An 18,319-nucleotide genomic window follows, 5' to 3' on the forward strand; every position below is an offset into this window, starting at 1 on the left:
TGGCGTTTCCAGATACGGCAAAGCAGGCATTTTAATGCTCCGCCCCACAAAAGCAAACGGTTGCGCGTAAATATTATGTTGCCGACTTTCTCGCTTATGTCGCATTTTCATTCATTTTTTCTTGTCATCTCAGCGTTTTTTACTTCTAATCCTGCACTCATCAAGTTTAAAAACTCAGTGGTTTTCTATAACTTATTATTTTTATTTGGATCTTTTTCCTTACATGGAGTACCTGGATGTTTCATCTTGATACTTATGGCACGTTAGTCGCGGCGACGCTGGTTTTGCTCCTCGGGGGCAAGTGCGTCAGAACCATTCCTCTGCTGCGAAAATATACCATTCCCGCTCCCGTCGCCGGCGGTTTGCTGGTGGCCCTCCTGCTGTTAGCCCTGAAAAAGCTCGTCAACTGGGAAATCAGTTTTGACATGTCGCTGAAGGATCCGCTGATGCTGGCCTTCTTCGCCACCATCGGCCTGAACGCCAACCTGGCGCGTTTACGCGCCGGCGGCAAGGTGCTGGTGGTGTTCCTGTTCGTGGTGCTGGGGCTGCTTATCGTGCAGAACGCCATCGGCATCGGCATGGCGAAAATGCTGGGGTTGGATCCGCTGATGGGCCTGATCGCCGGGTCGATCACCCTGTCGGGTGGCCACGGCACCGGGGCGGCCTGGAGCAAACTGTTCATTGAGCGCTACGGCTTCGAGAACGCCACGGAAGTCGCCATGGCCTGCGCCACCTTCGGCCTGGTGCTGGGCGGCCTGATCGGCGGCCCGGTGGCGCGCTATCTGGTCAAGCACTCCTCCACGCCGGAAGGCACTCCGGATGACAGCGTGCAGCCGAGCGGCTTCGAGAAGCCGGAAAGCGGCCGTCTGATCACCTCGCTGGTGATGATCGAAACCATCGCCATGATCGCCATCTGTCTGAGCCTGGGGCAGCTGATTGCCGGCCTGCTGAGCGGCACGGTGTTTGAACTGCCGAACTTCGTTTGCGTGCTGTTCGTCGGGGTGATCCTCAGCAACACGCTGGCCTTCACCGGTTTCTATACCGTGTTCGAGCGGGCGGTGTCGGTGCTGGGCAACGTCAGCCTGTCGCTGTTCCTGGCGATGGCGTTGATGAGCCTGCGCCTGTGGGAGCTGGCCTCGCTGGCGCTGCCGATGCTGGCGATCCTGGCGGTGCAGACGCTGGTCATGGCGCTGTACGCGATCTTCGTCACCTATCGGGTGATGGGCAAGAACTACGATGCGGCGGTGCTGGCCGCCGGCCACTGCGGCTTCGGCATGGGCGCCACGCCGACGGCGATCGCCAACATGCAGGCGATCACCGATCGTTTCGGTCCGTCGCACGTGGCGTTTTTGGTGGTGCCGATGGTGGGGGCGTTCTTTATTGATATCGCCAATGCCATCGTCATCAAGCTGTATCTGCTGCTGCCGGTGTTCCCGGCGGTGGGGTGATATCGCGGGTCATCGCGAAAAGGGCGCCTGCGGCGCCCTTTTTTATGCGTTGGAGTAGCGCGCCTTCTCCGGCAGCCAGCGTTCGATCAGCGCCTGGGCGTGCTCCGGATAGTGCTGATGGAGATGGCGAGCGACGCGTTGCACTTCGGGGATCATCGCCTGATCGCGCAGCAGGTCCGCCACCTTGAATTCGGCGCTGCCGGTCTGGCGGGTGCCCAGCAGCTCGCCTGGGCCGCGGATCTCCAGATCGCGCTGCGCGATGACGAAGCCGTCGTTGCTGTCGCGCAGCACCTGCAGGCGCGTTTGCGCAGTCTTGCTCAGCGGCGTTTTGTACAGCAGCACGCAGTGTGAGGCCACGGCGCCGCGTCCTACGCGGCCGCGCAGCTGGTGCAGCTGCGCCAGGCCCAGCCGCTCCGGGTTTTCGATGATCATCAGGCTGGCGTTCGGCACGTCGACGCCGACTTCGATCACCGTAGTGGCCACCAACAGCTGCAGCTCGCCCTGTTTAAACGCCTGCATCACCGCCTGCTTTTCCTGCGCTTTCATGCGGCCGTGCACCAGCGCTACCTTCAGCTCTGGCAGCGCGGTTTTCAGTTCTTCCCAGGTGGCTTCCGCCGCCTGCGCTTCCAGCAGCTCGGACTCTTCGATCAGCGTACATACCCAGTAAGCCTGCCGCCCCTCTTCCAGACAGGCGCTTTTCACCCGTTGAATGATGTCGGCGCGGCGGGTATCGGGGATGGCGACGGTGGTCACCGGCGTGCGTCCCGGCGGCAGCTCGTCGATGACCGAGGTATCGAGATCGGCATAGGCGGTCATCGCCAGCGTGCGCGGGATCGGCGTGGCGGTCATGATCAGCTGATGGGCGTGGAAGCCTTGCTCTTCGCCTTTCTCCCACAGCGCCAGCCGCTGATGCACCCCGAAGCGGTGCTGCTCATCAATGATCACCAGCGCCAGGCCGTTGAACTGCACCTGCTCCTGGAAGATGGCGTGGGTGCCGACCACCATCGACACCTGGCCGCTGGCGATAGCCTCCTGCTGCGCGATGCGCGCCTTGCCTTTCTGTTTGCCGGCCAGCCAGCCGACCTCCAGCCCCAGCGGTTCGAACCACTGACGGAAATTGTTGGCGTGCTGCTCGGCCAGTAGCTCGGTCGGCGCCATCAGCGCTACCTGCTTGCCGTGCGCGATGGCGCGCAGCGCCGCCAGCGCCGCCACCAGCGTTTTGCCGGAGCCGACGTCGCCCTGCACCAGCCGCATCATCGGGAAGTCTTTTTGCATATCGGCTTCGATGTCGGCCACCACGCGCGTTTGCGCGCCGGTCGGCGAGAACGGCAGCTGGGCGAGAAAACGGTTTTTCAGCCGATCGTCCGGCAGCAGCGGCTGCGCCTGATAGCTCTGCGCGCCGGCGCGCACCGCCAGCATGCTGAGGTTATGCGCCAGCAGCTCTTCGAGGATCAGGCGTTTTTGCGCCGGGTGTTTGCCCAGCTCCAGATCCGCCAGCTGGATGTCCGGCGGCGGGCGATGCAGGGTGTGCAGCGCCTGCGGCAGGCTCATCAGGCCGCCGCTCAGCTCCGGCGGCAGCAGCTCGGCGATAGCGCAGGTATCCAGCAGCTCCAGCGCCTGATCGGTTAGCTTGCGCAGCGTGGCCTGCCGCACCCCTTCGGTGGTGGGGTAGACCGGCGTCAGCGACTCTTGCAGCTCAACCTCGCTGGCTTCGCCCTGAATGCGGTATTCCGGATGGATGATTTCCGCGCCGTGGTTGCCGCGTTTGATCTCGCCGTAGGCGGTCACGCGGCGGCCGGTGGCCAGGCTGTTCTTCATCGCGGCGTTGAAGTTGAAGAACCGCATGGTGAGGATGCCGGTGCCGTCGCTGATCTGGCAGGTCAGCATGCGGCGGCGGCCGAAGCTGATGTCGCTGCGCAGCACTTCCCCTTCTACCGTGGCGTAGATACCCGGCAGCAGATCGTTGATCGGGTAGAGGCGAGTGCGGTCTTCGTAGCGCAGCGGCAGGTGCAGCAGCAGATCCTGAATGGTCTCGAGGCCGAGTTTGGCCAGTTTGCCCGCCTGGCTGGCGCCAACCCCGGAAAGCGTGGTGAGTGGGACAGCATCCAGCAGGCGGCCTTTCATTTGCGCACCGTCGCCTGCATGGCCGCCCACCATTCGGCGCTGGCGACCACCTGGCCCTGCTCGTCAATCTGCGGGCGCGGCAGCCCTTTGCGCTTGGCCACGTTGGCCAGCACCGGGTAACCGCCTTCGAACAGCAGACGCTGCTGCTCTTCTTCATCCAGCATGCTGTTGTCGCGGCGATACAGGCCGGCGTTCTGCCGCTGGCGCTGCGCTTCATACAGGATCAGCGCCGAGGCCACGGAGACGTTGAGCGATTGCACCATGCCGATCATCGGAATGACGATGTCCCGATCGGCCAGCGCCAGCGCTTCTTCGGTGATGCCGGTTTTTTCCTGGCCGAGCAGCACGCAGGTGGGCCGGGTGTAGTCCACCTCGCGGAAATCGACCGCGCGCGCAGACAGATTGGTGGCCAGAATTTGCATGCCCTGCGCTTTCAGATGACCGACCGCGTCGCCGATGGAACGATGGGTTTTGACGCTGACCCAGCTGTTGCTGCCGGCGGCGGAGGAAACCAGGGTGCGCATGCGGGTGGTGGGCCACACGGCGTGGACCTGATGCACGCCGACGGCGTCGGCGGTGCGGATAATAGCGGAGACGTTATGCGGCTTGTGCACTTGCTCCAGGCAGACCGTCAAATCCGGCTGCCGGGTCGCGAGCATTTCACAAATCCGCGCATAGCGTTCAGGACTCATAAGCGCTAGTTTCGGTTGCGGTTAACTTTGATCACATCCGGCATGATACGGATTTTACGCATAATGTTTGCCAAATGGATGCGATCGCGGGTGGTCAAGCGGATAAAGGCGCTATAAACCCGACCGTCTTTCTCTTCGGTGTTCAGGCTCTGAATATTGGACTCGGCCGCGTTGATCGCCGCCGTCAGGTTGGCCAGCGCGCCCTGGTGGTTGAACATATCCACCTTGATCTCGGCGATGAACTCCTGCTCGGTCTCTTTATCCCACTCGACCGCCATGAACTTCTCAGGCTCTTTCTGATAGCCGCGAATATTGCGGCAGGACTCATGGTGGATCACCAGCCCTTTGCCCGGGCTGACGTGAGCGATAATCGGATCGCCCGGAATCGGGCGGCAGCACTTGGCGAAGGTGATCAACACCCCGTCGGCGCCCTTGATGGCCAGGTTGCGCACGCCGGAGGATGCGCCCAGGCTGGACTGATCGCCCTGCAGGTTCTTCGCCACCACCACGCTCATGGCGTTGCCGAGGCCGATTTCCGCCAGCAGATCGTCCAGCGTCGCCAGCTTCATACGGTCCAGCTCGTGCTGAATGTTTTCCTGCGGGATTTCGGCCAGCTTGCGGCTGCCGCCCAGCGCGTGGTTGAGCAGACGGCGGCCGAGGCCGACGGAGTCGTCGCGCTTGAGGTTCTTCAGCATCTGGCGAATTTTGGCGCGCGCTTTCGAGCTGACCACGAAGTTCAGCCAGGCGGCGTTGGGCCGCGCGCCCGGCGCGGTGATGATCTCGACGGTCTGGCCGCTGGTCAGCGACTGCGACAGCGGGTATGGCTGACGATCGACGCGCGCGCCGACGCAGGCATGGCCGATATCGGTATGCACCGCATAGGCGAAATCGACCGGCGTGGCGCCGGCGGGCAGCTCGACGATGCGGCCTTCCGGGGTGAAAACGTAAATCTCATCCGGGAACAGATCGGATTTGACGCTCTCGATAAACTCAAACGAACTACCGGCGCTTTGCTGCAGTTCCAGCAGGCTCTGCATCCAGCGCTGGGCGCGGATCTGCGCCGTGGTGCCGGTTTCGCCCTGTTCTCTTTCCTTGTAAGCCCAGTGCGCGGCTACCCCCATCTCAGCCATCTGGTCCATGTCTTCGGTGCGGATCTGCACTTCGACCGGCACGCCGTGCGGGCCGATCAGCGAGGTATGCAGCGATTGATAGCCGTTGGCCTTGGGAATGGCGATGTAATCTTTCACTCGCCCCGGGCGCGGTTTGTACAGGCTGTGCACCTGGCCGAGCACGCGGTAGCAGGTATCGACCTCTTTCACGATCACCCGGAACGCGTAGATATCCATGATGGAATGGAAACGCTGTTCTTTGAGATGCATCTTGAGGTAGATGGAGTAGAGGTGTTTTTCCCGCCCGCTGACGCGGCAGGCGATGCCGGCTTCGGTCAGTCGCCCTTCGATCTCGGAGAGGATTTTTTGAATCATCTCTTTGCGGTTGCCGCGTGCGGCTTTCACCACTTCCTTGATCACGCGATAACGGTTCGGGTACAGCGCCTCGAAGCCCAGCTCTTCCAGCTCGGTCTTCAGGTGATGAATACCCAGACGGTGGGCGAGCGGGCTGTAGATTTCCAGGGTTTCACGCGCGATGCGCCGGCGTTTGTCGGGGCGCAGCGAACCGAGGGTGCGCATGTTGTGCGTACGGTCGGCCAGCTTGATCAGCACGACGCGGATATCCTGCACCATCGCCATGATCATCTTGCGGAAGTTTTCCGCCTGCGCTTCTTTCTTGTCCTGGAACTTCAGCTTGTCGAGCTTGGAGACGCCCTCAACCAGTTCGGCGACGCTCTTGCCGAACAGCTGTTCCATATCTTGATAGGTGGCTGGGGTGTCTTCGATGACGTCGTGCAGCAATGCCGCCATCAGCGTCTCGTGATCGAGACGCATTTCCGCCAGGATGCAGGCCACGGCGACCGGGTGAGTAATGTAAGGCTCACCGCTGGAGCGTGTCTGGCCCTCGTGCGCGTCGCGCGCGACGAGGTATGCCTGTTTGAGGCGCTTAATCTGCTCCTCGGGCAGGTAACGTTGAATCAGCAGATTCAGGCTTTCAAACAGGTACAAGGCGGACTCGCAGTCTAATTAACGACGACCTTCAGCAATCGCGGTAACCGCTTGAATCTCTGCGGCTTCCTGCTCTTGCTGCTCCTGGCGCTCACGCACGTCGAGGATCTGGCTGGTGATCAGGCCTTCTTCGATTTCGCGCAGGGCGATAACGGTGTACTTGTCGTTCTCTTCCGGAACCAGTGCATCTTTGCCGCCGGTCTGGATCTGACGCGCCCGACGAGCAGCGACCAACACCAGGTCAAAACGGTTACCAATTTTCTCTACAGCGTCTTGAACAGTTACGCGTGCCATATTTGTGCTACTCCACAGGTGACGAAAAGACTGGGCATGATACTGAAACTGCCTTCAGTCTGCCAATAGTTTGCTGATTAAAGCGTCATGCCGCAGCAACTGGCGGCCCAAACGCAGGCGCTCGGCGCGAATGATGGTCTTCAGATCGGACAGCGCCAGATCGAAATCATCGTTCACGATCAGGTAATCGTACTCCGCGTAATGCGTCATTTCCGCCACGGCCTGAGCCATGCGCTTGGCGATCACCTCTTCGGAATCCTGCCCGCGCCCGCGCAGGCGGCGGCCCAGTTCTTCCTTCGACGGCGGCAGAATGAAGATGCTGCGCGCCTGCGGCATTTTGGCGCGGATTTGCTGCGCGCCCTGCCAGTCGATATCCAGAAACACGTCCACGCCGGTCGACAATACTTGTTCGATGGCGGCGCGCGAGGTGCCGTAATAGTTGCCGAACACTTCGGCGTGCTCAAGAAACGCGTCCTGCTCGATCATCCGGCGGAATTCGTCTTTCGAGACGAAGAAATAGTGCTCGCCGTGATTTTCACCCGGGCGGCTGTCGCGCGTGGTGTGCGAAACCGAAACCTGCGTGTCGTACAGCGGTTGCGTCTTTAACAAAGCCTGAATCAGACTTGATTTACCTGCGCCACTGGGAGCAGAGACAATATAAAGCGTGCCTTGAGCCATGATGATGTTCGTTGATAACGGTTGATATGCCAATAACAGCGGATGTGTATTTTCTCCGCACAGTATACACGGCTAACGCGCCGGGTGCAGCGTTAGCTCGCATTTTGCCCGCGGCTTTGCGCGGAAAAAGCGGTGAATGGGCGAATTTGCGCGTCGAAGGGCGACATTTTTGCAGTTTTGGCCTCGGCGGCGGCGCGTTGCCGCCCCGAGATCAGTGATCCGGGTGCTGGTAGTTGAACACCGGCAGGCCGAGGCGGAAGCGCAGGGCGATCAGGCGTGCGCTCAGGCCGGCGACCAGCGTGAGGATCACCACCAGATTGTGCGGCAGGCTGAGGTGCTGCAGGCCGATATACAGCCAGGCGGCGCTGAAGGAGATGCCGGCGTAGATCTCCTTCTGGAAAACCAGCGGGATACGGTTGCAGAACATGTCGCGCAGCACCCCGCCGAAGACGCCGGTGATCACCGCGGCGATGGCGGCGATAATGGCGCTGTGCCCCATATCCAGGGCCACCTGCGCGCCGATGATCGAGAAGACGATCAGGCCGACGGCGTCGAGCACCAGGAACAGGCGGCGCAAATGGCGCATCAGGGGAGCCACCCAGGTGGTGACGATCGCCGCTATCGCGACGATGACGATGTATTCCGGGTGTTTGACCCAGCCCAATGGAAAATGCCCGAGCAGCATATCGCGCACCGACCCGCCGCCGATCGCCGTGACCGAAGCGATGATGATCACGCCGAACATGTCCATTTGGCGGCGGCCGGCCGCCAGCGCGCCGGTCATGGCTTCGGCGGTGATGCCGATGATATAAAGGATGCTCAGTAACATAAGGGATTCACAGCGTACTTGCGTCAGAATGATGGCCGGCAGGGTAATCGCCGCCGAGGACGCGCGCCACTGAGTTTTTTTCACCGATGGCGTTTCGGATTAATTTAGCTAATCAAAACTCCGTTTTTATTGCCGATAACCAGCCTTTTTTAACATCTGGCTGTTGATGAAAGCATTAGAAATTTCGCGCTGGTTTCCATCGCTGACTATGCTTTTTGCAGCGAATCCTTCAACCGATAAACCGAGACTGCAGATGAAAAACTCCCCGAGATTGGCCGCCGGCGCCGTGGTGGCCGCCCTGCTGCTGAGCGGCTGCGTGGCGCCAGGCCACCAGGCTGTGCCACCCGCCCCGGCTTGCCGCACCGGCGACCCGCTGGTGCAAACAACGCTCTACTTCGGCCTGAATCGCCCGGCGGGGCCGGCGATCACCGCCGCCGAGTGGCAAACCTTCGTCGATAGCCAGGTGACGCCGCGCTTTAAAGACGGGCTGACGGTCTTTGATGCCAAAGGGCAGTGGCTGGGCCACGACGGCAAGCTGGCGCGTGAGAACAGCAAGGCGCTGCTGCTGATCCATGCGCCGGGCAAAGAGAGCGAGGCGAATATCGAGGCGCTGCGCAGCGGCTACAAGCAGCAGTTTGCGCAGGATTCGGTAATGCGGGTGGATGCGCCGGTGTGCGTGGCGTTTTAAAGCGAACTCCCGGCTCTGCGGCCGGGAGTGGGGATTACAGCACCAGGCCGGCGATGGCCGCCGACAGCAGGCTCACCAGCGTCGAGCCGTAAACCAGCTTCAGGCCAAAACGGGAAACCACGTTGCCTTGTTGCTCGTTCAGCCCCTTGATGGCGCCGGCGACGATGCCGATGGAGGCGAAGTTGGCGAACGACACCAGGAACACCGACAGAATGCCCAGCCCGCGCGGCGACAGCTCCGCCGCGATTTTCTTCAGCTCAATCATCGCCACGAATTCGTTGGCCACCAGCTTGGTCGCCATGATGCTGCCCGCCTTCAGAGCCTCTTCCGCCGGGATACCGATCAGCCAGGCCAGCGGATAGAACACATAGCCGAGGATCTGCTGGAAGCTGATGCCGAGCACCGCGGAGAACAACGCATTGACGGCGGAGATCAGCGCGATAAAGCCGATCAGCATCGCCGCGATGATCATCGCAATTTTGAAGCCGGCCAGAATGTATTCGCCCAACATTTCGAAGAAACTCTGATCTTCATGCAGTTTGTTCAGCTTCAGCTCCGGCTCGTCTTCGACCTGATACGGGTTGATGATCGACAGAATGATGAAGGTGCTGAACATGTTAAGGATCAATGCCGCCACCACGTACTGCGCGTCGATCATCGACATGTAGGCGCCGACGATGGAGAGCGATACCGTCGACATGGCGGTCGCGGCCATGGTGTACATGCGGCGCGGCGAGATATCGCCGATGATGCCTTTATAGGCGATGAAGTTCTCCGACTGCCCCAGCACCAGCGTGCTGACGGCGTTGAACGATTCCAGCTTGCCCATGCCGTTGACCTTGGACAGCAAGGTGCCGACCAGGCGAATGATCAGCGGCAGGATGCGGAAATGCTGCAAAATGCCGATCAGGGCGGAAATAAAGATGATAGGGCACAAAACGCCGAGGAAGATGAATGCCAGACCATCCTTGCTCATGCCGCCGAACACGAACTCCGATCCTTGGGCGGCGTAGGCGAGCAGGGTGTCGAAGAAGCCGGCGACGTGTTTGATCACGCTGAGCCCGCTGGCGGAGTGCAGGAAGAAATAGGCCAGCGCGCCTTCGATCACCAGCAGCTGGATGATATAGCGCAGGCGGATTTTCTTGCGATTATTGCTGACCAGCAGCGCCAGGGCGATGATCACCACCAGAGCCATAATAAATTGCAGAATTTGTGGCATAAACGGTCCGTACGGTTCACGGGCAGGAAAAAAACACATTTAGCCACAGCATCGCCGCCCTTTCATTACCTTGCGTGATAATTAGAACAAAATACTTATGGCGTGCGGGATATCTTGCCGATTGTCATCCGCACGCGCTGCTCGGCAGTTTTTCATAAGCTTCCCGGTGAGCCGGTTGCCCAGAGGTCTGCCGGCTCGCAACCTGATGCAATCGCCGTCACTCGCGTGCAAACGCCTGGAATCTGGCTCGCAACTGGCGCTTTTTCATGGCGTAAAGCGTGGTTTTCTCGAGAGAGGCAGAGAAAAATGCCTGAACAAGGCGCCACGACCGGCGCGTATTTTCTCGGACAAGGAGGCGAACGATGAATACCGGCACGTTGCTCAGGGCGCTGGCCAACGGCGTTAATCCCGACACCGGCGAGCTGTTGAGACCGGCTTCGGCGGCCTGTGCGCCGGAGGCTATCCGCCTGCTGTTCGCGTTGGCCAACGAGTTCGACGGTGAAGCCGAACTGCAGAAAAAAGCCCGGCTGACGCCGGAGGAGAAGCGGCAGAAGAATCTGGCCGAGGGCCGGCCGGCCAATGCCTACTTCCCTTGGCCGGAAGAAGAAAAACTGCGGCTGCGTGAGAGCCATGCGGCCGGGGCGACGCTGGAAGCGCTGAGCGATGAGTTCGAGCGCTCAACCTGGAGCATTGCGGTGCAGCTGCAGACAATGGGGCTGATTGATGAAGAGCAGACGGCCGCCCATCGCTGATCTGCAGCCAGAAAAAAGCCCGCTTGGCGCGGGCTTGATGGCATGCGGGGCAGGATCACTCGATGTTCTGGATCTGCTCGCGCATTTGCTCGATCAGCACTTTCAGCTCGATGGCGGAAGCGGTGACGTCGGCATTGATCGACTTGGAGGCCAGGGTGTTCGATTCGCGGTTGAACTCCTGCATCATAAAGTCGAGGCGGCGGCCGACGGCTTCTTTCTTCTTCAGGATGTTGTGCGTCTCTTTCACGTGCGCTTCCAGACGGTCCAGCTCTTCGGCGACGTCGATGCGCTGCGCCATCAGCACCAGCTCTTGCTCCAGGCGGGTGTTTTCCAGCTGTACCTGTGCCTCTTCCAACTTGCTGACCAGGCGCTCGCGCTGCCATTGCAGGATGTTCGGCATCTGGGCGCGCACTTTGACCACTTCGGCGCTGACGCCGTCGAGGCGCTGTTCGATCAGCGTTTTCAGCGCGGCACCTTCGCTTTCGCGTGCGACGATGAAGTCATCCAGCGCGCCGTCCAGCGCCTGCATCAGCTCGGCGCTGATGGCGTCCAGATCCTGCTCCTGCGCGGACATCACGCCCGGCCAGCGCAGCACGTCGATCGGGTTGATTTCCCCTTCGTCGCTCTGCATTTTCACCCAGTTGGCGGCTTCGACCAGCTGTTTGGCCAGTTTTTCGTTCAGGATCAGCGAGCTTTGCGCGCTTGGATCCAGCTCGAAACGCAGGTTGCATTCGACTTTGCCGCGGGTCAGGCGGCCACGGATACGTTCACGGATCACCGGCTCCAGGCTGCGGAATTGTTCCGGCAGGCGGATGTAGGTTTCTAAGTAGCGCTGGTTAACGGAACGCAGCTCCCAGGCTGCGCTGCCCCATTCACCCTTGATTTCACGCCGGGCGTAGGCGGTCATGCTGCGGATCATTGATGCGTACCCGTAATTAGGAAAAGATGGGGCGATTATAGCGTCGCGGCTGCGGGCAGGATAGGCATTACGTCACGAAGCCCGTATAATGCGCAGCCAATAGTTGATTTGAAGCCGGAGAGAGCCCATGCGTCCTGCAGGCAGAGCACCACAGCAAGTTCGCCCCCTGACACTGACCCGTCACTATACCAAACACGCTGAAGGTTCAGTGCTGGTTGAGTTTGGCGATACCAAAGTCTTGTGCACCGCCACGGTAGAAGAGGGCGTTCCGCGCTTCCTGAAAGGCCAGGGGCAAGGTTGGATCACCGCCGAGTACGGCATGCTGCCGCGCTCCACCCACAGCCGCAACGCTCGTGAAGCCGCCAAAGGCAAACAGGGTGGCCGCACTCTGGAGATCCAGCGCCTGATCGCCCGCTCGCTGCGCGCCGCGGTAGACCTGAAAAAGCTCGGTGAATTCACCATCACCCTCGACTGCGACGTACTGCAGGCCGACGGCGGTACCCGAACTGCCTCGATCTCCGGCGCCTGCGTGGCGCTGGCCGATGCGTTGAACACGCTGGTGGCCAACGGCAAGCTGAAAGCCAACCCGATGAAGGGCATGGTGGCGGCGGTTTCGGTCGGCATCGTCAATGGCGAAGCGCTGTGCGATCTGGAGTATGTGGAGGATTCCGCGGCGGAAACCGACATGAACGTGGTGATGATGGAAGATGGCCGCATGATTGAGGTGCAGGGCACCGCCGAAGGCGAGCCGTTCAGCCACGATGAGCTGTTGGCGCTATTGGCGCTGGCCCGAGGGGGCATCGAAACCATCTTCCAGGCGCAGAAAGCGGCGCTGGCGGACTGATTTTTTAAGGCGACTGAGAAGTCGCCTTTTTTATGCCCGGCGATCGGGCGGCAGTAATAACAAGACCCAAGCAGATTCAGACGAGGAGAAGCAGTAATGAAAGCCTATCAGCGCCAGTTTATCGAGTTCGCGCTTAACAAGCAGGTATTGAAATTCGGCGAGTTCACCCTGAAATCCGGCCGCACCAGCCCGTATTTCTTCAACGCCGGCCTGTTTAATACCGGGCGCGATCTTGCGCTGTTGGGGCGCTTCTACGCCGAAGCTCTGATGGACTCCGGCATCGATTTCGACCTGCTGTTTGGCCCGGCCTATAAAGGCATTCCTATCGCCACCACTACGGCGGTGGCGTTGGCGGAACACCATGAGCGCGACGTGCCTTACTGCTTTAACCGCAAGGAAGCCAAGACCCACGGCGAAGGCGGTTCGCTGGTAGGCAGCCCGCTGCAGGGGCGCGTGATGTTGGTGGACGATGTGATCACCGCCGGCACCGCGATCCGTGAGTCGATGGAAATCATCGGCGCCAGCGGCGCTTCGCTGGCGGGCGTGCTGATCTCCCTCGACCGTCAGGAACGCGGCCGCGCGGATATCTCCGCCATTCAGGAAGTGGAACGCGACTATCACTGCAAGGTGATTTCGATCGTGACGCTGAAGGACCTGATCACCTATCTGGAAGAGAAGCCGGAAATGGCGGACCACCTGGCGGCGGTGCGCGCTTACCGTGAGCAGTACGGGGTGTAAGTAAAAACGCCGGGCATGCCCGGCGTTATCTTTATTGCAGCTGGGCCGCCAACAGCGGCCAGCGGGCGTCGAATTCCTGCGTTGGGCGATAGCGGAATTCCGAACGCACATAGCGCGACAACATGCCTTCGCAGAAGGCCAGCAGCTGGCTGGCCAGTAGCGTTTCATCGACGATAAAGCCTTTGCCTTCGCGCAATTTGCGCTCTTTCAACACCTGGCGCAGCTGCGCCTCGATGCGTTCGAACAGCTGGTTGATGCGGCCCTGCAGGCGATCCTGTTCAAACATCAGCGCGTGGCCGGTCATGATGCGCGTCAGCCCCGGGTTGCGTTCCGCAAAGCCCAGAATCAGCAGTAAAATCAGGCGCAGACGATTAAACGTCTCTTTCTCGTCCTGCAAGATCAGGTTGATGCGGGTGATCAGGCTGTCTTCGATAAACTCGATCAGGCTGTCGAACATCCGTGTCTTGCTGGGGAAATGCCGGTACAGCGCAGCTTCAGAAACACCCACGTTCGCGGCGAGCTTGGCGGTGGTGATGCGTTGGCTGCCGTCGCTGGACTCCAGCATCTGGGCTAACGCCTGCAATATTTCCTCGCGCCGATTCCTTTTCGTATTTTCTTTTTCTGCCATGTCTGATTAGACCCTTGCTAAAACTTAACTGACGGAAACCCGGACACCGGCCGCTGCAGAGCAGGCTCTGTGCGGCTTATGTGATAGCTTTTTTACGATGCTGGGGTCAGCGGCCTTAACGGCCTTTTCCGCGCTGCCTGGTGTGCGCTGCAATTGTCGCGGTAAAACCTTGCCGCAGAGACATCCTTCTCCCCGGAAAGGCAAGGTTCAGGCGACGTTTCCCTGCCGGCCCTCGTGCCTTGGGTGGCGCTTAGTGGCGCCCCGAGTGGCCGAAGCCGCCTTCGCCGCGCTCGCTGCCGTCGAACTCTTCCACCAGGTTGAATTCTGCCTGCACTACCGGCACGAAGACCATCTGCGCGATGCGTTCACCCGGCTCTATGGTGAAGTGCTTCTGGCCGCGGTTCCAAACGGACACCATCAGCTGGCCCTGATAATCGGAGTCGATCAGGCCGACCAGGTTGCCCAGCACGACGCCGTGCTTATGGCCCAGGCCTGAGCGCGGCAGGATCACCGCCGCCAGGCTTGCGTCGGCGATATGGATCGCGAGGCCGGTAGGCAGCAGCGTGGTTTCACCCGGCGCCAGCTCTACCGCGCTGTCCAGGCAGGCGCGCAGGTCGAGACCGGCGGAGCCCGGGGTGGCGTAGGTCGGTAGCGGGAAATCCTGACCGATGCGCGGGTCGAGGATCTTAACGTCGATTTTTTTCATCATAACGGCTGACTATCTCGTCTATTAAACGTTGGCCAAGGAGTGCCTTGTCGCTCAGCGCCAGGCGTTTCTCTCCATCCTGCCAAAAAAGGTGCAGGGCATTGGTGTCGCTGTTGAAGCCGTGCTCTGCAAGCGATACATCGTTAGCGCAAATCAAATCCAGCTTCTTACGCGCCAGTTTTTGCCGCGCGTATTCTTCCACATTCTGGGTTTCGGCGGCAAACCCCACGACAAACGGTCGATTTTTGGTCATCGCCGCCACGCCGGCGACGATGTCGGGGTTTTTTACCATCTTGAGGATGATTTCATCACCCTGTTTTTTTATTTTTTCATCGGCGATCCGCTCGGGGCGGTAGTCGGCCACGGCGGCGCAGGAGATGAAAATCTGCTGCTGCGCGGCGCGCTGTTGCACCGCCTGCTCCATCTCCAGCGCGCTGGTGACGTCCACTCGGGTGACCGATGGCGGCGTCGGCAGGCTGACCGGCCCGGCGATCAGCGTCACCTGCGCGCCGCGGGCGGCGGCGGCGCGGGCGATGGCGAAGCCCATTTTGCCGGAGCTGTGGTTGCTGATGAAACGCACCGGATCCAGCGCTTCACGCGTCGGGCCGGCGGTGATCATAACCTGCAAATGTTGCAGATCCTGCGGGGCGGAGAAATGACCGTTCGCCAGGTCGACGATGTCCAGCGGATCCAACATGCGGCCCGGGCCGACGTCGCCGCAGGCCTGGCTGCCGCTGTCCGGCCCCCAAAGCAGCATGCCGCGCGCCTGCAGCGTTTGCAGGTTGGCCTGCGTGGCGGCGGCGCGATACATCTGCTGGTTCATGGCGGGCGCGGCGGCGATGGGGGCATCGGTCGCCAGGCAGACGGTGGTCAGCAGATCGTTGGCCATGCCGGCGGCCACGCGCGCCAGCAGATCGGCGGTCGCCGGCGCCAGAATAACCAGATCTGCCCACTTGCCGAGTTCGATGTGGCCCATGGCGGCTTCGGCGGCGGGATCCAACAGATCGTCGGACACCGGGTAGCCGGAAACGGCCTGCAGCGTCAGTGGCGTAATGAACGCCTTGGCGGCATGGGTCATCACCACGCGCACTTCCGCGCCCCTGTCTCGCAGGCGGCGCACCAGCTCTGGGCATTTGTAGGCGGCGATGCCGCCGCTGATGCCAAGCACAATATGTTTGCCGGAAAGTCCCGTCATCATCATTGTCCGATTGAAAGCCGAAAGATGCGCCATTTTAGCATATCCGTGGTTCAGGTGAGCGATTCCGCAATGGCTGCAGGGCGTTACATTGTGCTTTGCGAAACACTTCGCAATGTTATCAAACACCTGTCGAACGCGCCGGGCGGCACATGGCATGCTGTAGCCCTTTCAGGGAGGAACACGATGAGCAACTCGATTGTGGCGTGCTGGCCGGGCGCGCTGGCACCGCGTGAAAAGCTGCTGATGCAGGGGGCGGCGGCGCTGTCCGACGCAGAGCTGTTGGCCATTTTCTTGCGCACCGGGTTGCCCGGCGTGCACGTGATGCAGCTGGCGGAGCAGCTGCTGCGCCGGTTCGGCTCGCTTTATCACCTGATGTCGGCCGATCATCAGGCTTTTTGCAGCCAAAAAGGCCTGGGGGACGCCAGCTATACGCAGCTGCAGGCGATTGCCGAGCTGGCGCTGCGCTTCTTTTCCAGCCATTTGTCGCAGGAAAACGCCATGCTCAATCCGCGCGTCACCCAGCATTATCTGCAAAGCCTGCTGGCGCATCGCGAGCGGGAGGTCTTTTTGGTATTGTTTTTAGACAATCAGCACCGGGTTATTCGCCATCAGGAGATGTTTGCTGGTACCATCAGCAGCGTCGTCGTCTACCCGAGAGAAATTGTGCGCGAAGCGTTGAAGGCTAATGCCGCCGCGCTGATTCTCGCGCATAATCACCCTTCGGGTAAGGCTGAACCCAGTCATGCCGACCGCTTGATAACGGAACAGGTGGTGAAAGCCTGTCAGTTATTGGAGATCCGAGTGCTTGATCATTTGGTGATCGGTCGGGGTGAATGCGTCTCTTTTGCCGAGCGCGGATGGCTTTAAGCGATTTTTTCGCGATCCTTGTGGGATCTTTAGCTGTTCGGGACTTGAGCACTTACGCTTCAGAGCGTATACTACGCCACCTTTGAGAATCTTGGGTTTGGCGCAAGAGCCTATCTCAGCAGGTTTCTGACCTGATGTGTGGTTTCTACCTGATGACGAGAGTCTCCTCAGTATGAAGTTTGCTGAGATGGGCTCTAAAAGCCTGACGAGGCGGCCATACCCTATACGAAGCTCGAGCTGATTTGATTTTTGGAGAATAGACATGTCCCGAGTCTGCCAAGTTACTGGCAAGCGCCCGGTGAGCGGTAACAACCGTTCCCACGCAATGAACGCGACCAAACGCCGTTTTCTGCCTAACCTGCACTCACACCGTTTTTGGGTTGAGGCTGAGAAGCGCTTTGTAACTCTGCGTGTATCTGCTAAAGGTATGCGTGTTATCGATAAGAAGGGTATTGAGACGGTTCTGGCCGATCTGCGTGCCCGTGGTGAGAAGTATTAAGGAACTGAATCATGGCTAAAGGTGTTCGCGAGAAGATCAAGCTGGTTTCTTCTGCTGGTACTGGTCACTTCTATACCACCACGAAGAACAAGCGTACTAAGCCGGAAAAATTGGAACTGAAGAAATTCGATCCAGTTGTCCGTCAGCACGTAGTATACAAAGAAGCTAAAATTAAATAATTTTAGTGGATTAATGAAAAACCCGGCCTTGGCCGGGTTTTTTGTTTTATAAAGGGTAGAAAACGTCGGAGGGGAAGCCAGATGCCTGAATTACCGGAAGTTGAGACGAGCAGACGCGGTATAGAGCCTTATCTTGTCGGCCACAGCATTCAGTATGCGGTGGTGCGCAACGCGCGCCTGCGCTGGCCGGTTTCCGAGCAGATCCTGACGCTGAGCGATCGGCCGGTGCTCAGCGTGCAGCGCCGGGCCAAATATCTGCTGATCGAGCTGGAGAACGGTTGGATTATCGTGCACCTGGGCATGTCGGGCAGCCTGCGCATGCTGCGTGAGGAAAACGAAGACGAAGCCGGCAAACACGACCACGTCGATCTGGTGATCAGCAACGGCATGATCCTGCGCTATACCGATCCGCGCCGTTTCGGCGCCTGGCTGTGGTGCGAAGATTTGGCGACCAGCAGCGTGTTGGCGCATCTGGGGCCGGAACCGCTGAGCGAAGCGTTCAACGGCGACTACCTGTATGAAAAATCACGCAATAAGCGCACGCTGATCAAACCGTGGCTGATGGATAACAAGCTGGTGGTCGGGGTCGGCAATATTTACGCCAGCGAATCGCTGTTCAGCGCCGGGATCTTGCCCGATCGTCCCGCGGGATCGTTGAGCAAAGCCGAAGCGGCGCTGCTGGCGCAGACCATCAAGGCGGTGTTGCAGCGCTCTATCGAGCAGGGCGGCACGACATTGCGCGACTTTTTGCAGTCGGACGGCAAACCGGGATATTTCGCGCAGGAACTGCAGGTTTACGGTCGGGCGGGAGAACCCTGCCGCGCGTGCGGCACGCCGATCGAATCCGCCAAGCACGGGCAGCGCAGCACCTTCTTTTGCCGCCGCTGCCAGCGCTGAGCA

The 18,319-nt window shown here is 60.1% G+C and carries 20 protein-coding genes; 9 read left to right on the plus strand and 11 right to left on the minus strand.

Going from position 1 to position 18,319, the window contains the following annotated elements; translation table 11 throughout:
* Positions 1-236: 236 nt before the first annotated feature.
* Positions 237-1,448: a sodium/glutamate symporter gene (gene gltS / locus ACJ8HB_RS21555; protein WP_033649747.1), complete on the plus strand. Its 1,212-nt coding sequence runs from the start codon at positions 237-239 to the stop codon at positions 1,446-1,448.
* Positions 1,449-1,490: 42 nt separating this feature from the next.
* Here gltS and recG read toward each other — a convergent pair whose 3' ends face one another.
* The 6 genes from recG to ACJ8HB_RS21585 all read right to left on the minus strand — a co-directional run bounded on the left by recG (position 1,491) and on the right by ACJ8HB_RS21585 (position 8,182).
* Positions 1,491-3,572, minus strand: a complete 2,082-nt coding sequence (gene recG, locus ACJ8HB_RS21560; protein ID WP_033636486.1) for an ATP-dependent DNA helicase RecG — start codon at positions 3,570-3,572, stop codon at positions 1,491-1,493.
* A complete protein-coding gene (gene trmH / locus ACJ8HB_RS21565; RefSeq protein WP_033649746.1) occupies positions 3,569-4,264 on the minus strand; it encodes a tRNA (guanosine(18)-2'-O)-methyltransferase TrmH in 696 nt (231 codons plus the stop codon). The genes recG and trmH overlap by 4 nt, the downstream gene beginning before the upstream one ends.
* Before the next feature lie 5 nt (positions 4,265-4,269).
* On the minus strand, positions 4,270-6,381 hold the full coding sequence (spoT, locus tag ACJ8HB_RS21570; RefSeq protein ID WP_019452189.1) for a bifunctional GTP diphosphokinase/guanosine-3',5'-bis pyrophosphate 3'-pyrophosphohydrolase: 2,112 nt from the start codon (positions 6,379-6,381) through the stop codon (positions 4,270-4,272).
* Between the two features lie 18 nt (positions 6,382-6,399).
* Complete coding sequence (rpoZ, locus tag ACJ8HB_RS21575) at positions 6,400-6,675, minus strand: DNA-directed RNA polymerase subunit omega (RefSeq protein WP_004931221.1); 276 nt, start codon at positions 6,673-6,675, stop codon at positions 6,400-6,402.
* Between the two features lie 54 nt (positions 6,676-6,729).
* Complete coding sequence (gene gmk, locus ACJ8HB_RS21580; RefSeq protein ID WP_033636481.1) at positions 6,730-7,353, minus strand: guanylate kinase; 624 nt, start codon at positions 7,351-7,353, stop codon at positions 6,730-6,732.
* A gap of 211 nt (positions 7,354-7,564) precedes the next feature.
* A complete protein-coding gene (locus ACJ8HB_RS21585; RefSeq protein ID WP_025304704.1) occupies positions 7,565-8,182 on the minus strand; it encodes a trimeric intracellular cation channel family protein in 618 nt (205 codons plus the stop codon).
* Positions 8,183-8,435: 253 nt separating this feature from the next.
* On the opposite strand from ACJ8HB_RS21585, the gene ACJ8HB_RS21590 reads away from it, so the two are divergent.
* The gene (locus ACJ8HB_RS21590; protein WP_047569999.1) at positions 8,436-8,870 is read left to right on the plus strand and encodes a DUF3574 domain-containing protein; all 435 of its coding nucleotides are present in this window, start codon (positions 8,436-8,438) and stop codon (positions 8,868-8,870) included.
* Between the two features lie 34 nt (positions 8,871-8,904).
* On the opposite strand, the gene ACJ8HB_RS21595 is transcribed toward ACJ8HB_RS21590, so the two are convergent.
* Positions 8,905-10,089: a NupC/NupG family nucleoside CNT transporter gene (locus tag ACJ8HB_RS21595; RefSeq protein ID WP_004931212.1), complete on the minus strand. Its 1,185-nt coding sequence runs from the start codon at positions 10,087-10,089 to the stop codon at positions 8,905-8,907.
* 362 nt (positions 10,090-10,451) lie between these two features.
* On the opposite strand from ACJ8HB_RS21595, the gene ACJ8HB_RS21600 reads away from it, so the two are divergent.
* Positions 10,452-10,841 (plus strand): hypothetical protein, encoded by a 390-nt coding sequence (locus ACJ8HB_RS21600; RefSeq protein WP_047570002.1) that lies wholly within the window; start codon positions 10,452-10,454, stop codon positions 10,839-10,841.
* A 55-nt stretch (positions 10,842-10,896) separates the two neighbouring features.
* Here the strand turns inward: ACJ8HB_RS21600 and ACJ8HB_RS21605 are convergent, their stop codons facing one another.
* A complete protein-coding gene (locus ACJ8HB_RS21605; RefSeq protein WP_015379441.1) occupies positions 10,897-11,760 on the minus strand; it encodes a YicC/YloC family endoribonuclease in 864 nt (287 codons plus the stop codon).
* Between the two features lie 127 nt (positions 11,761-11,887).
* Between ACJ8HB_RS21605 and rph the strand changes: the two genes are divergently transcribed.
* Positions 11,888-12,604, plus strand: coding sequence for a ribonuclease PH (gene rph, locus ACJ8HB_RS21610; protein WP_025160305.1), 717 nt, complete (start codon positions 11,888-11,890; stop codon positions 12,602-12,604).
* A gap of 96 nt (positions 12,605-12,700) precedes the next feature.
* Complete coding sequence (gene pyrE, locus ACJ8HB_RS21615) at positions 12,701-13,342, plus strand: orotate phosphoribosyltransferase (RefSeq protein ID WP_047570005.1); 642 nt, start codon at positions 12,701-12,703, stop codon at positions 13,340-13,342.
* Between the two features lie 31 nt (positions 13,343-13,373).
* On the opposite strand, the gene slmA is transcribed toward pyrE, so the two are convergent.
* From slmA to coaBC, 3 genes are all read right to left on the minus strand, one after another.
* Complete coding sequence (gene slmA, locus ACJ8HB_RS21620) at positions 13,374-13,970, minus strand: nucleoid occlusion factor SlmA (RefSeq protein WP_025304700.1); 597 nt, start codon at positions 13,968-13,970, stop codon at positions 13,374-13,376.
* Positions 13,971-14,220: 250 nt separating this feature from the next.
* Positions 14,221-14,679: a dUTP diphosphatase gene (gene dut / locus ACJ8HB_RS21625; protein ID WP_033636478.1), complete on the minus strand. Its 459-nt coding sequence runs from the start codon at positions 14,677-14,679 to the stop codon at positions 14,221-14,223.
* Positions 14,657-15,874 carry a bifunctional phosphopantothenoylcysteine decarboxylase/phosphopantothenate--cysteine ligase CoaBC gene (gene coaBC / locus ACJ8HB_RS21630; RefSeq protein ID WP_033649757.1) on the minus strand — a complete coding sequence of 406 codons (1,218 nt, stop codon included), beginning with the start codon at positions 15,872-15,874 and terminating at the stop codon, positions 14,657-14,659. Before coaBC ends, dut begins: the two co-directional genes overlap by 23 nt.
* Before the next feature lie 183 nt (positions 15,875-16,057).
* On the opposite strand from coaBC, the gene radC reads away from it, so the two are divergent.
* The 4 genes from radC (at position 16,058) to mutM (ending at position 18,316) form a co-directional block, all read left to right on the plus strand.
* Positions 16,058-16,741: a RadC family protein gene (gene radC, locus ACJ8HB_RS21635; protein ID WP_033654522.1), complete on the plus strand. Its 684-nt coding sequence runs from the start codon at positions 16,058-16,060 to the stop codon at positions 16,739-16,741.
* 262 nt (positions 16,742-17,003) lie between these two features.
* Positions 17,004-17,240: a 50S ribosomal protein L28 gene (gene rpmB, locus ACJ8HB_RS21640; RefSeq protein ID WP_004931195.1), complete on the plus strand. Its 237-nt coding sequence runs from the start codon at positions 17,004-17,006 to the stop codon at positions 17,238-17,240.
* A gap of 11 nt (positions 17,241-17,251) precedes the next feature.
* Entirely contained in the window at positions 17,252-17,419 is a 168-nt protein-coding gene (gene rpmG / locus ACJ8HB_RS21645) for a 50S ribosomal protein L33 (protein WP_002442576.1), read from the plus strand.
* Positions 17,420-17,500: 81 nt separating this feature from the next.
* Positions 17,501-18,316 (plus strand): bifunctional DNA-formamidopyrimidine glycosylase/DNA-(apurinic or apyrimidinic site) lyase, encoded by an 816-nt coding sequence (mutM, locus tag ACJ8HB_RS21650; protein WP_033649742.1) that lies wholly within the window; start codon positions 17,501-17,503, stop codon positions 18,314-18,316.
* Positions 18,317-18,319 lie beyond the last annotated feature (3 nt).

This window comes from Serratia sp. CY27727 (genome assembly GCF_052169275.1).
Lineage (GTDB): Bacteria > Pseudomonadota > Gammaproteobacteria > Enterobacterales > Enterobacteriaceae > Serratia > Serratia sarumanii.